At 47.1% G+C, this 16,167-nt stretch carries 13 protein-coding genes and 1 pseudogene; 3 read left to right on the forward strand and 11 right to left on the reverse strand.

The window, feature by feature from the left end:
* Positions 1-20 precede the first annotated feature (20 nt).
* From FD974_RS07080 to gyrA, 11 genes and pseudogenes are all read right to left on the reverse strand, one after another.
* Positions 21-1,385, reverse strand: coding sequence for a UDP-glucose/GDP-mannose dehydrogenase family protein (locus tag FD974_RS07080; RefSeq protein WP_215363835.1), 1,365 nt, complete (start codon positions 1,383-1,385; stop codon positions 21-23).
* A 79-nt stretch (positions 1,386-1,464) separates the two neighbouring features.
* On the reverse strand, positions 1,465-2,676 hold the full coding sequence (gene lapB / locus FD974_RS07085; protein ID WP_215363837.1) for a lipopolysaccharide assembly protein LapB: 1,212 nt from the start codon (positions 2,674-2,676) through the stop codon (positions 1,465-1,467).
* 66 nt (positions 2,677-2,742) lie between these two features.
* A pseudogene (locus FD974_RS07090) lies at positions 2,743-3,081 on the reverse strand (integration host factor subunit beta); the annotation flags it as partial.
* Positions 3,082-3,133: 52 nt separating this feature from the next.
* On the reverse strand, positions 3,134-4,807 hold the full coding sequence (rpsA, locus tag FD974_RS07095) for a 30S ribosomal protein S1 (protein ID WP_215363843.1): 1,674 nt from the start codon (positions 4,805-4,807) through the stop codon (positions 3,134-3,136).
* Positions 4,808-4,926: 119 nt separating this feature from the next.
* A complete protein-coding gene (gene cmk / locus FD974_RS07100; protein ID WP_215363846.1) occupies positions 4,927-5,613 on the reverse strand; it encodes a (d)CMP kinase in 687 nt (228 codons plus the stop codon).
* 12 nt (positions 5,614-5,625) lie between these two features.
* A complete protein-coding gene (gene aroA, locus FD974_RS07105; RefSeq protein ID WP_215366752.1) occupies positions 5,626-6,945 on the reverse strand; it encodes a 3-phosphoshikimate 1-carboxyvinyltransferase in 1,320 nt (439 codons plus the stop codon).
* A gap of 8 nt (positions 6,946-6,953) precedes the next feature.
* Positions 6,954-7,835, reverse strand: a complete 882-nt coding sequence (locus FD974_RS07110; RefSeq protein ID WP_215363849.1) for a prephenate dehydrogenase/arogenate dehydrogenase family protein — start codon at positions 7,833-7,835, stop codon at positions 6,954-6,956.
* Positions 7,836-7,869: 34 nt separating this feature from the next.
* Positions 7,870-8,997 carry a histidinol-phosphate transaminase gene (gene hisC, locus FD974_RS07115; RefSeq protein WP_215363860.1) on the reverse strand — a complete coding sequence of 376 codons (1,128 nt, stop codon included), beginning with the start codon at positions 8,995-8,997 and terminating at the stop codon, positions 7,870-7,872.
* A complete protein-coding gene (gene pheA / locus FD974_RS07120; RefSeq protein ID WP_215363862.1) occupies positions 8,994-10,088 on the reverse strand; it encodes a prephenate dehydratase in 1,095 nt (364 codons plus the stop codon). The genes hisC and pheA overlap by 4 nt, the downstream gene beginning before the upstream one ends.
* Complete coding sequence (gene serC / locus FD974_RS07125) at positions 10,088-11,185, reverse strand: 3-phosphoserine/phosphohydroxythreonine transaminase (protein ID WP_215363864.1); 1,098 nt, start codon at positions 11,183-11,185, stop codon at positions 10,088-10,090. The genes pheA and serC overlap by 1 nt, the downstream gene beginning before the upstream one ends.
* A gap of 31 nt (positions 11,186-11,216) precedes the next feature.
* A complete protein-coding gene (gene gyrA, locus FD974_RS07130) occupies positions 11,217-13,934 on the reverse strand; it encodes a DNA gyrase subunit A (protein ID WP_215363867.1) in 2,718 nt (905 codons plus the stop codon).
* 160 nt (positions 13,935-14,094) lie between these two features.
* Here gyrA and ompA point away from each other — a divergent pair, with 160 nt between their 5' ends.
* From ompA to FD974_RS07145, 3 genes are all read left to right on the forward strand, one after another.
* Positions 14,095-14,670 carry an outer membrane protein OmpA gene (ompA, locus tag FD974_RS07135; protein ID WP_215363869.1) on the forward strand — a complete coding sequence of 192 codons (576 nt, stop codon included), beginning with the start codon at positions 14,095-14,097 and terminating at the stop codon, positions 14,668-14,670.
* Positions 14,671-14,767: 97 nt separating this feature from the next.
* On the forward strand, positions 14,768-15,457 hold the full coding sequence (ubiG, locus tag FD974_RS07140) for a bifunctional 2-polyprenyl-6-hydroxyphenol methylase/3-demethylubiquinol 3-O-methyltransferase UbiG (protein WP_215363871.1): 690 nt from the start codon (positions 14,768-14,770) through the stop codon (positions 15,455-15,457).
* Positions 15,454-16,137, forward strand: a complete 684-nt coding sequence (locus FD974_RS07145) for an HAD family hydrolase (protein ID WP_215363873.1) — start codon at positions 15,454-15,456, stop codon at positions 16,135-16,137. The genes ubiG and FD974_RS07145 overlap by 4 nt, the downstream gene beginning before the upstream one ends.
* Positions 16,138-16,167 lie beyond the last annotated feature (30 nt).

Here is a 16,167-nt window from a genome sequence, read left to right on the forward strand (position 1 = left end):
TCTTAGCGTTTATCTACTGCCTAATTATGACGACCAATACCTTGGTATTCAATGCCTAATTCTTGCATAGATTGCGGCTCATATAGATTGCGGCCATCAAAGATAATCGGGTTCTTCAAATTGGCTTTGAGCAGGTCAAAATCAGGGCTACGGAAGGCTTTCCACTCAGTCACGATGACTAGAGCATCAGCACCTTGGGTGGCTGCCATAGGGTCATCTACCAAAGTCACTTGTTTAAGCCCTTCTGGGTTGCCTTTAAAGTCCACCTCAAGACAATGCTTAGTTTCTGGCATCGCTACTGGGTCGTGCGCTACGACCTGGGCACCACGTTTAACCAGCTCTTGAATGATGACACGACTAGGCGCTTCGCGCATATCGTCTGTATTCGGTTTAAATGCTAAGCCCCACATGGCAAACTTCTTACCAGACAGATTCTTGCCAAAGCGTTTTTCAATCTTTTCAACCAGAATATATTTTTGGGCTTCGTTCACGGCTTCGACAGCGTCCAAAATCTTCAGATCGCGGCCATGCTCAATGGCGGTCTTGGATAGAGCCGAAACATCCTTCGGAAAGCAAGAACCGCCATAACCAGTGCCAGAATACAAAAAGCCGTAACCAATACGAGAGTCTGACCCAATTCCTTGGCGCACCGCTTCAATATCAGCACCTACTAAGTCCGCTAAATTGGCCAACTCGTTCATAAAAGAGATACGCGTCGCTAACATAGCATTAGCAGCATATTTAGTCAGTTCAGCACTCTTAACATCCATGTAATAGGTGCGTTCATGATGACGATTAAAGGGAGCATAGAGTTTACGCATTTGCTCTTTAGCACGCAGGCCTGCTGGCGTATTTTGCGTACCAATCACAATACGATCTGGGCGCATAAAGTCTTCTACTGCCGCTCCCTCTTTAAGGAACTCGGGGTTAGATACAACAGAACAGAGTTCTGGTGAAAGACCTCTTTTAGTCAACTCTTCTGTGATTGCAGCAGCAACCTTGTCAGCAGTGCCCACCGGTACAGTTGACTTATCGACAATCACCTTAGGGGTGGTCATATGGCGACCAATATTGCGAGCTGCTGCTACGACGTATTGAAGGTCAGCAGAGCCATCTTCATCCGGAGGGGTACCAACAGCAATGAACTGAATCTCACCGTGCGCTACAGAAGAAGCAATATCAGTAGAGAACTGCAAACGGCCTGCAGCGCGATTGCGCTCAATCATCTCTTTAAGTCCTGGCTCATAAATGGGTACGCCACCAGAATTGAGAATATCGATCTTTTTAGGGTCAACGTCTACACAAAAGACATTATTACCCTGTTCTGCAAGACATGCCCCAGTAACAAGACCAACGTAACCGCTGCCAATGATGGTGACTTTCAAAACAACTCCTTATATTTCATTTCAATACCACCATTAAAATTGCATTTGATGACGGTTTAATTAACTAGCTTTAATGTAATTACATCGATGGGCCGCTAGGCACGGCACCTTCACTGCGTCTTGGAGAGTAAGCCTCCCAATGATTACAACCTGGGCACTGCCAGTAAAAACGACGTGCTCTAAATCCACAATTTCCACAGGTATAGCGAGCAAGACTGGTAGTACGTTGCTTCAATAAACTAAGAGTTGCTTGCAAATCCGACACTCGCTCTGGGGTGCCATTCGATTCAGCGAGCACTAAACGTGTTTGGGCTAGCTTTGAAAGTGCACTTAAGCTTGGTGAGTGTTGCATTACTTCAACCAACATACCCTCAGTAGCCTGCGCACCCCGAATTTGCATCATGTGTTTTTGCACAATATCGAGCAACTCACCAGAGGCCTGAGTCTTTAGCAAGTCACAAAGAGCACTTAAGCCTTCATCTGCTTTATTTAGTGCAGTATGTGCAACCATCCACCGATCTGCAAGTAAATGCATATAAGCAGGATGCGTCTTCGCAATCACAGCCCACACTTCAATTGCTTGCGCTGGACGATCCATCGCCATGAAATAATCGCCCTGCAAGATCAATGCACGAGCATGATTGGGAACTGCTTGCAATGCCAGAGCAATTGACTGCTCCACTGCAGGAAGATCTTTCCGCCGGAGCGCCTCTTGACCCAACTCACAATGAAATTGGGCAATCTCTGTGTGATGGGATTTCCCTTGTAGGCCCTCTAATTCAGTAGCGGCGATGATGGCCTTGGTCCAATCGCGCTCAATCTGATACATCTCCAGCAAGCTCTCTTTAGCTGGGGCGGCGAACTTACCCTTACCCACACGATTGAGCGAAGCCTCGGCGCGATCAAGTAAACCGGCGCGCAGAAAATCTCGACCTAATTCATAAGCAGCATGGTCTCGATCACGTGGCTTCAAGTCATCGCGATCTGCAAGATGTTGGTGAACCCTAATAGCGCGCTCTGTTTCACCTCGACGGCGAAACAAACTTCCCAGCGCAAAATGCAGTTCAATCGTCTCTGGATCGAGCTGCGCAATCTTAACCAGCGTTTCAATCGCCTGATCAGGCTGCTCATTTAATAAAAGGCTTAAACCTTTGAAGGTTGAGCGCTGTTGACGCATGCGCTCACGCTCATCCATGCGATTCTCAAGACGTAAATCCCAACGCGAGGCCAGCCAGCCAATGCCAAACATGACTGGTAGTAATAGTAACCAGGAGGTTGCGATTTGAATCATGCTGTGTAGAGCTTAAATAAAAAAATGGCCCAAATGGACCACTGCTTATGCGTTATGTGACTAGGCACCAGAACCCTCTTTAGGGCCCGCTTGTTTCAGAGGCTTGTAGTCAACTCGCTCACGTAATTCTTTGCCAGGTTTGAAATGGGGTACTCGCTTTTCTGGAATTAATACTTTCTCACCAGATTTTGGATTGCGGCCTGTACGAGCAGGACGATGATGCAAAACAAAACTACCAACGCCACGCAGCTCAATGCGCTTGCCTTCGGCTAAAGCATGAGTCATGGTGTCTAGCAATGTTTTTACTGCCAACTCCACATCCCTAGGTAGCAGCTGGGGAAACTGTTCCGCCAAGCTCTCCACTAGTTCGGAGCGGGTAATTGCTTGTTGCTCTTGTTCTGACATGGTCTATCAATAAAACATCGCCGCTCTCCTAATGGAAAGCGGCGATATTGATTTAGCCTTGATTATCCAACTTCGCTTTCAACAAAGCACCCAAGTTGGTTGTGCCGGACTGCGCATCACCTTGGAGTTTGCTCATAGCATCTTGTTGGTCAGAGCTGTCTTTTGCCTTAATTGAAAGATTAATAGCACGTGACTTGCGATCAATATTGATAATCATTGCAGTTACGGTATCGCCTTCTTTCAATACATTGCGTGCATCTTCAACGCGATCTGTTGAGATCTCAGAAGCACGTAAGTAAGCTTCAACTTCATCAGCCAAGTGGATGGTTGCGCCCTTAGCATCAACAGCCTTCACAGTACCAGTTACAAGGCTACCCTTGTCGCTGACAGATGTGTAGTTATTGAATGGGTCGCCAGACAATTGCTTGATACCAAGAGAAATACGCTCTTTCTCAACATCAATGGCCAATACAGTAGCTTCAACTTCATCGCCTTTTTTGTATTTCTTCACAGCTTCTTCGCCTGGCTCGTTCCATGAGAGGTCTGAGAGGTGAACTAAACCGTCGATGCCGCCAGGCAAGCCAATGAACACACCAAAGTCGGTAATAGACTTGATTGCGCCAGTCAACTTGTCGCCTTTTTGTTGGCCACGTGAGAACTCTTCCCATGGATTGGCTTTGCACTGCTTGATACCCAAGCTGATACGACGCTTGTCTTCATCAATATCCAGAACCATGACTTCAACTTCGGTTCCTAATGCAGTCGCTTTGCTTGGAGCAACGTTTTTGTTAGTCCAGTCCATCTCAGAAACGTGTACCAAACCTTCGATACCAGATTCGATTTCAACGAATGCGCCGTAATCAGTCAGGTTAGTTACCTTACCGAATAAACGGGTATTTGGTGGGTAACGACGAGCGATACCTACCCATGGATCATCGCCAAGCTGTTTCACGCCGAGTGAAACACGGTTCTTCTCTTGGTCGAACTTCAAAATCTTAGCGGTAACTTCTTGACCAACAGTCAACATCTCGCTTGGGTGACGCACACGACGCCATGCCAAATCGGTAATATGCAAGAGGCCATCGATACCACCGAGGTCCACGAATGCGCCGTAATCAGTAATGTTCTTAACGAGGCCGGTAACAACAGCGCCTTCTTTCAAGTTGGACATCAACTTAGCACGCTCTTCACCTTGGCTAGCTTCAACAACTGCACGACGTGACAACACTACGTTGTTACGCTTACGGTCGAGCTTGATAACCTTGAACTCCATTGTCTTACCTTCGTAAGGGCTGGTGTCTTTGATTGGACGTGTATCAACGAGTGATCCAGGTAAGAATGCACGGATACCGTTAACCATTACAGTCAAGCCGCCCTTAACCTTACCAGTAACAGTACCGGTAACGATCTCAGCTTGCTCGAGTGCTTTTTCCAAGTTCATCCATGATGCCAAGCGTTTTGCTTTATCACGGGAAAGGATGGTGTCGCCATAGCCGTTCTCAAGAGCGTCAATAGCAACAGAAACGAAATCGCCAGGAGCTACTTCAATCTCGCCAGCGTCGTTATGGAATTCTTCAACAGGAATAAACGCTTCGGACTTTAAGCCAGCGTTAACAACGACGAAGTTATGGTCGATGCGAAGGACTTCAGCCGAAATAACTTGGCCGGTCTTCATATTCGATCGGGTTAATGATTCTTCAAATAGTTCTGCAAATGATTCAGACATGTATATTCACTTTGTGCCGCCAGAAGGCCCGACGGGTTAGGTTAAAAAAGCCCCAAGAAACACGCTCAATTAGAAAATCGCGTTGTAGAGTTTCTCAAGACACCAAAACTACAGCTTTACTACTTACTTTCACCTCTAGCGACTTCAGAAATTTTGGATTGATACCAATCTAAAACTGTCTTAACTGCTTGATCTATCGATAATTCTGATGTTTCAAGCACTTTAGCGCCATCTGCCACTAACAAAGGCGCAGCACCTCGACTACTGTCTCTGGCATCACGCTCCTGCAAATCATGCAGCAAGTCGTCTAGTTTAGCAGAAATTCCCTTAGCTATCAATTGCTTATACCGACGTTCTGCCCTTGCTTGCGCTGTTGCCGTCAAGAAAACCTTCAAAACCGCATCTGGGAATATGACACTCGCCATATCTCTGCCATCCGCCACTAAGCCGGGAGTTATTCGAAAACCATGCTGAACACCCACCAAAGCCTGCCTTACCTCGGGATGCACTGCAATTGCAGAAGCAAGTAATCCAATCTCCTCTGTACGAATAGCATCAGTCACATCCTCAAAATTAAGCAAAATTTGACCATTTTTGAAGGAAATCACCAGTTTTTTGGCCAAAATACCCAGTTCTGGGCCATTTTTGGGGTCAACTCCTGCTTTTTGACTTCCCAGAGCGACCAAACGATATAGGGCGCCACTATCCAGATAGTGAAAACCCAATTGTTCCGCCACCAAAGAGGCGACCGTACCTTTGCCAGAGGCGGTAGGTCCATCAATGGCAATCACTGGGGGTAAGTTCATAAAAAGCAATTCTCAGGCAACAATCTTTGCAAATTCAGCGAAGTAAGTGGGGAAGGTTTTGGCAACGCAATTGGGATCATTGATCTTTAGCGCATTGGGGCCAAAAGCAGCCAATGAGAAACACATTGCCATGCGATGGTCATCATAAGTATCAATACCTTCGCTTGGCGACTTCCAATCAGCAAGTGATGTAGGCGCCTGAACCACGATGTAGTCAGCGCCCTCTTCCACAACAGCACCGATCTTCTTCAACTCGTTTGCCATCGCTGCAATCCGATCGGTTTCTTTTACGCGCCAACTGGCAATATTGTTTAAGCGGGTTGGACCCTCTGCAAACAATGCAGCAACAGCGAGCGTCATCGCGGCATCCGGAATTTCTGTGCAATCCATTGTGATGCCATTGAGTTTGCCATTGGCATTCTTTACACCAGCAACCTCAATCCAATCCTCACCGGCAGTAATCTTGGCACCCATTAACGCTAACGCATCAGCAAAAGCAACGTCGCCCTGAATACTCTCGCTACCAACACCCAAGACGCGTACCGGTCCACCACCAATGGCGCCAAGCGCCAAGAAGTAAGAAGCTGAAGATGCATCACCCTCAACAGAAAGAGTTCCAGGACTTTGATAAACGACATCAGTAGTTTTGGCAGGAATTACAAATGACTGCGCATCGGGGCAAGCCACTGTCACTCCAAATCTTGCCATTAACTTCAAGGTAATGTCGATGTATGGACGAGAAATCAACTCACCAATCACTTCAATCTTGACAGGCTCTTTTGCCACCAAGGGCAAAGCCATCAACAAGGCGGTTAAGAATTGACTTGAGACATCGCCACGGACCTTCACCACATCTTTGATATCAATATCAGCGGCAATAATCTTGATGGGCGGATAACCTGCTTGTAATTCGTAATCAATCTTCGCGCCCACTTGACGCAATCCATCAACTAAATCCCGAATAGGACGTTCATGCATGCGAGGCACGCCAGATAGACGATAGTTACCACCCTGCATTGCAAGCGCTGCCGTGAGCGGACGAATTGCTGTTCCCGCATTACCCATAAAAAGATCGGCATCTTGGACTGGGAACTTGCCGCCACAACCCTCAACCACGCAGACCTTATCAGCTTTGTCAGTAACTGTTAAGCCCAGCTGACGCAAGGCATTACGCATCACTTGAGTGTCATCAGCATCCAATAAATTTTTGAGAGTTGTTGTACCTGAAGATAAAGCAGCCAATAACAAGGCGCGATTCGAAATACTCTTTGATCCTGGCAAGACAATCGAGCCCTGGGCTCGCTTAAATGGACCAATCTGGATCTCAGGCAAACCACTCATCAAAGACCATCCAAATCTTGACGGGCTTTGCTGGCTTTATTAAACAACTTCTCTAGGCCGACACCATCATTCTCAGCAATCAACTTACGCATGTGATTAACAATCAGTAGATATTGATCCAACTCTTTGAGGACCGCGGTGCGATTGCCTAAGCAAATATCACGCCACATTTCTGGACTTGAAGCCGCAATGCGGGTGAAGTCTTTAAAGCCTGCACCCACATGACTGAGCTTTTGATCAGCATCTTCAGAATTCACTACGCTTGCCATTAATGCATAAGACAGAATATGCGGCAAATGAGAAACCGCTGCATAGATCGCATCGTGCTGCACGCAAGAGATCTTTTTAACGATAGAACCAACTGACTGCCAAAAGCCTTCAATGAGATCGGTATCTTGCGGAGAGTTTTCTTGCAGAGGACACAGAATCGTTTGCTTACCGACAAAGAGATCGGCTTTAGCAGCGCTCGCACCATGTTGTGCACCACCAGCAATAGGGTGTGCTGGTACAAACTGACAAGCTTTCTTACCCAATACTTCCTTCGCAGCCAAAATCACATCACCCTTGGTACTGCCAGCATCTGTCAACATAGTCCGGGGCTCTAAGTGTGGCTCGATGACTTCAAAAGCAGTGCGCATTTGAGCAACCGGTACACACAAGACAATCACATCAGATTGTTTTGTACCCTCAACCAAATCGACCACTGCATCAATCGCGCCCATCTTGAGGGCTTGATCTAGATTCTGCGCACTACGTCCAACACCCAATACTTTATTGACCACACCAGCTTGCTTGAGAGCCAAACCCAAAGAGGCGCCAATCAGACCAACACCAACAATCGTGACGGTACCGTAGTTGCTAGAGGGGTTAATAATGGACATTGGCTAATTGAGTTTATCTATTTTTCTTGAATGGCTACTTCGCCAAAATCTCTTGGAGGGCGGCAATAAAGGCAGCATTCTCTTCTGGTAAGCCAATGGAGATACGCAACCACTGTGGCAAGCCATAGTTACCCACTGGGCGAACAATAATGCCGCGCTTCAGTAACTCTAAATTGATACGAGCACCAGCACCATCGTCCTCACCAACTTTTACCAATACAAAGTTGCCTGCCGATGGGAGGTAAGTTAATCCAAGCACATCAAATGCCTCAGTTAACTGAGCAAAGCCAGCCCGATTGAGCTCAAAACCTTGCTTTAAAAATTCATGATCTTGAAACGCTGCAATTGCTGCAGCTTGCGCAAGGCTATTTACGTTAAATGGCTGACGAATGCGATTGAGTAGATCAGTCAAAGCGGGCTGAGCTACACCATAACCAATTCGCAAACCAGCGAGGCCGTACGCTTTTGAAAAGCTTCGCGACAAAATCATATTGGGAAAACGCTTCACCCAAGCTACCGCATCATATTGCTGCTCAGGGGTTAAATATTCGTTATACGCTTCGTCCAAAACCACTACGACATGTGCTGGCAATGCCGCCAAAAATGCTTCAATCTCTTTTGCTCCCAAGTAACTGCCTGTAGGATTATTGGGATTAGCTACAAATACCAGCTTAGCTTTATCACCAGAAGCCTTCACCGCCTCCAACATCGCAGGTAAATCATGGCCAAAGTGATTAGTGGCAGCAACTTCAACTGCTTTAGCCCCAACAGCCTGTGTTGCCAATGGATAAACCGCAAAAGCGTGTTTCGAGAAGATGACTTCATCACCAGCTTGAGCAACCGCGCGCGCAGCCAATTCCAAAATGTCATTACTGCCGTTACCTAAGGTAATCCAATCTGTTGGAACACCGAGGCGCGCAGACAATACATTCTTGAGCTCAAACCCATTGGAGTCTGGATAACGACCTAAATCAGATGCCGCCTTGAGCATAGCGTCTTGGGCAGACTTTGGCATGCCCAATGGATTTTCATTGGAAGCCAATTTCACAATCTTGCTCTCATCTAAGCCATATTCACGCGCCACTTCACTAATCGGACGTCCACCGACATAAGGCGCTATCGCTTGAATATGCTTTAAACCAATAGGAGATTTAGATGTCATGCTGAATGGGGATAGGAGCCGAGGTTTTTGTAAAAAGCGGCAGTTGTTTTTAATTCTTCCAATGCTTTGGCTACTTTTGCATCTGCCGCATGACCTGCAACATCAATATAAAAGTGATATTCCCATGTGCCCTTACGCGCTGGACGAGATTCAAAACGATTCATGGAAACGCCATGCTTAGCCAAAGGCTCTAGTAGACGATGTACTGCACCAGGCTGGTTATCAACCGACAATACCAAAGAGGTTTGATCTGCGCCGGTAGGCTGACATTCATACGTTCCAACTACAACAAAACGCGTGCGGTTATGGGGATCATCCTGAATCTGGGCAGCCACTTGCTGCAGACCGTAAGCCTCCTGTGCTGGATCACCTGCAATCGCCGCTAAAGTTGAGTCAATCGATGCCATGCGAGCCGCTTCAGCATTACTGCTCACTGCCTGACGCTTTAATTGAGGAGTATGCACACTTAACCATTGCTGACATTGCGCTAAAGCTTGAGCATGGGCACATACGGTTGTAACCCCGTCTAAATTACCACTCTTGGTCAGTAAGTGGTGTCGAATAGGTAGCACCACTTCACCACTAATACGCATTGGAGAATCTAAGAGCAAATCTAAAGTACGAGAAATGGCACCTTCACTAGAGTTCTCAACGGGGACAACGCCAAATTGGGCGGCGCCCTTTTCAACAGCCTTAAACACTTCATCAAGACTATTGCAAGGCAAGCCTGCAATCGAGTGGCCAAAATACGTTTGTGCCGCCTGCTCTGAAAATGTTCCCACTGGTCCGAGATACGCAATCGTCTGCCGAGCCTCTAAGGCGCGGCAAGCTGACATCACCTCGCGCCAAATTGCAGCAATACCATCGGGTAAGAGTGGACCCTTGCTCAGCTCTTGTAAGCGCGCAACAACTTGACGCTCACGCTCTGGTCTAAATACCGGCGATGAAAACCCACCTTTAATATGACCAACCTCTTGCGCAGCTTTAGCGCGCTGAGTCAGCAAATCTAAGATTTGAGCATCGAGTGAGTCAATTTTTTCGCGAATAGGCGCCAAGCGCTGTTCTTCTGTACCCTGGTCTTGAGAGCTCATTAAGCACGCCTTTCAAAGTCACGCATAAATTCGACTAAGGCCTTAACACCTTCAATCGGCATTGCGTTGTAAATACTGGCACGCATACCGCCAGCAGCCTTGTGACCACGCAGAGCAACTAATCCTGCTGCATTAGATTGCTCCAAGAACTGAGCATTTAAATGCTCATCTTTCAGGAAGAAAGTGACGTTCATGCGGGAGCGATATTCTGCGGGGACTCGATTCTCATACAAACTACTTTGATCCAAGAAGTTGTAGAGCAATTCCGCTTTTTCTTGATTGCGCTGCTCGATGACTTTGACGCCGCCTTGCTTTAACAGCCATTTAAATCCAAGGCCAGCCATATAAATCGAAAAAGTTGGCGGTGTGTTCAACATGGAGTCTGTTGCCGCTTGCTTAGACCAATCCCAAATCGAAGGAGTAATCCTCATGCTATGACCCATCAAATCTTTGCGCACGATCACAATCGTTACGCCAGAAGGTCCAATATTTTTTTGCGCCCCACCAAACCAAACGCCACATTTTGTGACATCCATTTCTTTGGAAAGAATATTGCTCGAAATATCTGCGACCAATAACTTGCCATTGACATCAGGCACGTCTGGAAACTCTACGCCACCAATGGTTTCATTGGCACAGTAATGCACATAGGCAGCATCATCTGATAGTTGCCAAGTAGAGCGTGCTGGAATCGTATTAAATTTTTCAGCTGCAGAAGATGCTGCTAGATGGGCAACACCATATTTTTCTGCTTCTTTATAGGACTTTTCAGACCAGATACCAGTCACTAAGAAATCGGCTTTAGGGCCATTCTTGGCTAAGGGCATGAGATTCATTGGAATGGCAGCATTCTGACCCAAACCACCACCTTGAAGCATCAAGATTTCATAGGTGTCAGGAATACTCATCAAGGAGCGTAAGTCTTGCAATACCTCTTCGTAAAGAGCCATGAACTCTTTGCCGCGATGACTGACTTCCATGACGCTGGCGCCCAAGCCTTGCCAATTCAACATCTCTGCAGCAGCCTGCTTTAATACCTCTTCAGGCAAGGTAGCAGGCCCCGCAGCGAAATTGAAAATGCGGCGGTCAAACGTCATGATGAGTTAGTTAACCTTAAATGAATGCCAATTAGGCATCACCAGCTTCATCAGAACTGGAGTCAACTGCTGGATCAGCGGCTACATCCCCGCCCTCTTCACCATCATCCAAATCATTCTCATCATCAGAATCACTCTCAGCAATCCGCTGTAAGCCAGATAAACGAGTGCCTTCATCGACGTTGATTAAGGTGACGCCTTGAGTAGCGCGACCCATTTCACGAATCTCAGAAACGCGCGTGCGCACTAAGATGCCACCAGTCGTAATCAACATGATTTGATCTTCAGGAGAAACCAAAGCAGCAGCAACTACTTTACCGTTACGCTCAGTTGTCTGAATTGCAATCATGCCTTTAGTACCACGACCATGGCGAGTGTATTCACCAATTGGAGTACGTTTACCAAAGCCATTCTCGGTTGCAGTCAATACGCTGCTTGGAATAGCGAGGCCATTTGCATCTACGACAACTGCTTCAGCACCTTCGGCAGCTTCAGCTGGAGCAACCAACATCGCAATCACTTGATGACCTTCACCCAAGTTCATACCGCGTACGCCGCGTGCTGTACGACCCATTGGGCGCACATCGTTCTCATCAAAGCGCACTGCTTTACCAGCATCAGAGAAGAGCATCACATCATGCTGACCATCGGTAATTGCTGCGCCTACCAAGAAGTCATTCTCATTCAAATCAACCGCAATAATTCCGGCCTTACGAGGATTAGAGAAGTCGGACAAGCGTGTCTTCTTCACTGTACCCAAACTGGTTGCCATAAAGACGTAATGATCATCTTGATAGCCCTTGATCGGGAGAATCACCGTAATCTTTTCGCCTTCAATCAGCGGGAACATATTGACGATTGGCTTACCGCGTGAGTTGCGACTTCCTTGGGGGACTTCCCACACTTTGAGCCAGTACATCCGTCCACGATCAGAGAAGCACAGAATGATGTCGTGCGTATTCGCAACGAAGAGCGTTTCAATCCAATCTTCATTCTTGGTAGCTGCAGCTTGTTTGCCGCGACCGCCACGTTTTTGCGCACGGTATTCACTCAGAGGCTGACTCTTCATGTAACCCGTGTTAGAAAGTGTGACCACCATGTCTTGTGGAGTGATCAAATCTTCTGTGAACAACTCGGTGGCATTCATTTCAATGAATGAACGACGACCTGAGTCACCACCGGCAATACCAAACTCGGCTTGTACTTCTTTCAATTCAGACTCGATGACTTGAGTGACACGCTCTGGCTTAGCAAGCAAATCAAGAAGGTCAGAAATCTCCGCCATGACATCTTTGTACTCATTCACAATCTTGTCTTGCTCAAGGCCAGTCAAGCGTTGCAAACGCATCTGCAAAATTTCTTGTGCTTGGCTATCAGACAAGCGATAGAGGCCTGTTGTCTGCATACCGTATTCAGGTAATAAACCTTCAGGACGGTAAGCATTACGACCACCAGGGGTATCCGTCTCCGCACGAGCCAACATCTCACGCACCATGGAAGAATCCCATGCCTTGCTCATCAATTCTGACTTAGCAATCACTGGGTTTGCTGCAGCTTTAATGATGGCAATAAATTCATCGATATTTGCCAATGCAACTGCCAAGCCTTCTAAGACATGACCACGCTCACGTGCTTTGCGTAATTCAAAAATCGTACGACGTGTTACCACTTCACGACGATGCTGTAAGAAATACTCGAGCATTTGCTTCAAGTTCAGCAAGCGTGGCTGGTTATCCACCAAGGCCACCATGTTCATGCCGAAGTTGTCTTGCAGTTGAGTGCTCTTATAGAGATTATTCAAAACAACCTCTGGTACTTCACCACGCTTGAGTTCAATCACTACTCGCATACCTGACTTATCAGACTCATCACGCAGATCAGAGATACCTTCTACTTTTTTCTCGTTAACCAACTCAGCAATACGTTCGAGTAAATTCTTTTTATTTACTTGGTATGGCAACTCATCAACGATGATGGCCTGACGCGCGCCCTTATCAATATCTTCAAAATGGGTCTTAGCACGCATCACCACACGGCCACGACCTGTGCGATACCCCTCCCGAACCCCTTGAACACCATAAATAATGCCGGCAGTCGGGAAATCTGGCGCCGGGATGATCTCAATGAGCTCATCAATCGTGCACTCTGGGTTATGAAGGACATGTAAACAGGCCGAAACCACCTCATCTAGGTTGTGAGGGGGGATATTGGTCGCCATACCCACCGCAATGCCTGAGCTACCGTTAATCAGCAAATTAGGCACTTTTGCAGGAAGAATCAGGGGTTCCTTCTCACTACCATCGTAGTTAGGCCCGAAATCCACGGTTTCCTTGTCCAAATCAGCCAATAACTCATGGGCGATCTTACGAAGGCGAATCTCGGTATACCGCATTGCAGCAGCGTTATCGCCGTCTACAGAGCCAAAGTTACCCTGCCCGTCAACCAGCATATAGCGCAGAGAGAAGTCCTGGGCCATACGAACAATCGTGTCATACACCGCAGAATCGCCATGCGGATGGTATTTACCGATCACATCGCCAACTATACGGGCAGATTTTTTGTAAGCACGGTTCCAATCGTTGTTTAATTCATACATCGCAAATAAGACCCGGCGATGAACCGGTTTGAGGCCGTCACGTACGTCTGGCAGGGCTCTGCCGACAATGACGCTCATTGCGTAGTCCAAATAGGACCGCCGCATTTCGTCTTCGAGGGATATTGGTAGTGTTTCTTTAGCGGCTTGTTCCATTTAGAAATAATATCATTTTGATGACTGATGGCCCCTATGCTAAGATTCTGTCAGTTTGTACGAAATTGAGATGTGTCGCTTTGCGGTTTTTTGCTTCAAAGTAGGGCGAATTACATTTAAGTTTGACTTTAATTAAAAAAGAGATTTTTGAGGACTAAAAATGAACAAAACCCTAAAAGTGTTGCTCGCTTCTGTTGTTACCGTTTCTGCATCTGCAGCCATGGCTTCTGATAACTGGGTAAACAGCGCTGGCTTGAACTGGAAAAACGGCGACGGCACATTGTGCTGGCGCGATAACAGCTGGACACCTGCAACTGCATCTCCTGGTTGCGATGGCTGGTTAGCTCCTAAGAAAGCTGCCAAATCAGGTGTAAGCCAAAGCAAGATCACTTTGCAAGCTGACACACTCTATGACTTCAATAAATCTGATTTGAAGCCAGAAGGTAAAGCTACTTTGGACAAAATCGCTAAAGACTTGAGCAAAATCAAGTTGGAAGTCATTATTGCTGTTGGTAACACTGATAGCATTGGTACTGATGCTTACAACATGGCTCTCGGTCAGCGTCGTGCTCAGTCCGTTAAAACTTACTTGGTAAGCAAAGGTGTTGACGGTAGCCGTATCTACACAGAATCTAAAGGCAAGAGCAATCCAGTTGCAAGCAATGCAACTGCTGAAGGCCGCGCTAAGAACCGCCGTACTGACATCGAAGTTGTTGGTACAGCTAAAGTTAAGTAATTCTTTTTACTTGTAAAAAAGCCCGCTTCTAGCGGGCTTTTTTATTTCCGCTATATTCGTAATTCATCTAACCCGCATTACCCATGGTTTAACGCTTATGAACGTCGATCAATCTGAAATCGCTAAATTTAGCGCCCTAGCCCACCGCTGGTGGGATCCCAATAGCGAATTTAAGCCCCTGCATGCCATTAATCCACTTCGCTTGGACTGGATTAAGTCCTACGTAGACCTCAATGGCAAGAAAGTGCTTGATGTAGGTTGTGGCGGGGGCATCCTCGCAGAATCTATTGCGCAGTCAGGGGCCGATACTTGTGGCATTGATTTATCAGAAAAGGCTCTGAAGGTTGCTGAATTACATGCTTTAGAGGTGGGCGCTAGCCTGCAATATCGCTCCATTTCCGCAGAAGCACTCGCACAAGAGCAACCAGAACAGTATGACGTTGTAACCTGCATGGAGATGCTCGAGCATGTTCCTGACCCTGCATCGGTAGTTCAAGCCTGTGCAACACTATGCAAACCAGGTGGCACCCTCTTTTTTAGCACTTTGAATCGCAGCCCTAAGTCCTACTTATTCGCCATCATTGGCGCCGAATACATCTTAAGACTGCTTCCCAAAGGTACGCACGAATATGCAAAATTCATCAAACCCTCTGAGTTAGTGGCATTTACCCGTCAAGCTGGACTAGAGATGATTGGCATCAAAGGAATGAGCTACAACCCACTGACCCAAGTCTATAGCCTCGGTGACGATGTGGATGTGAACTACATGATTGCGGTACGCAAATGAATGTGGCGCAAGTCAGTCCATTTAGCGGAGTCTTCTTTGATTTAGATGGCACCCTTGCCGATACTGCTCCAGATCTCGTAGCAGCAGCAAACAAACTACTGGTGGCACGTAAGCTGAGTCCTAAAGCATATGAAGTATTAAGACCACGCGCCTCCGCTGGGGCACGCGGACTCATTAGTGGTGCGTTTGGAATTGATCCCGATCACCCGGATTTCATTGTGCTTCGAGATGAATTCTTTGCCAATTATGAAAAAGCGCTCCTAGTTGACAGCGTCATTTTTGACGGCGTCAATCATTTACTCGATCAATTAGATCAAGCAAAGCTGCCTTGGGGCATTGTTACCAACAAGAGTGAACGCTTCACCAACCCACTGACAGATCTCATGGGACTTCGCCAGAGAGCGATCTCCACGGTTTCTGGTGACACCACACCCTACTCTAAGCCACACCCTGAACCTATTCTGCACGCCGCCAGAATGGCCAATATTGATCCCAGTAAGTCAGTCTATGTTGGTGATGACATTAGGGACATCGTGGCAGGTAAAGCAGCTGGCATGCAAACGATCGCAGCAGCCTATGGCTACTGTGGTTGCGATGAGCCACCCGAGGCCTGGGGCGCTGATTACCTCGTGCGCCATCCACTAGAGCTACTAGAAATCATCTTCCCCAATAGGGCTTAAAGCACATTCTTAAAGATATTGAGCAATTTA

The organism is Polynucleobacter sp. es-EL-1 (assembly GCF_018687975.1).
Taxonomy (GTDB): domain Bacteria; phylum Pseudomonadota; class Gammaproteobacteria; order Burkholderiales; family Burkholderiaceae; genus Polynucleobacter.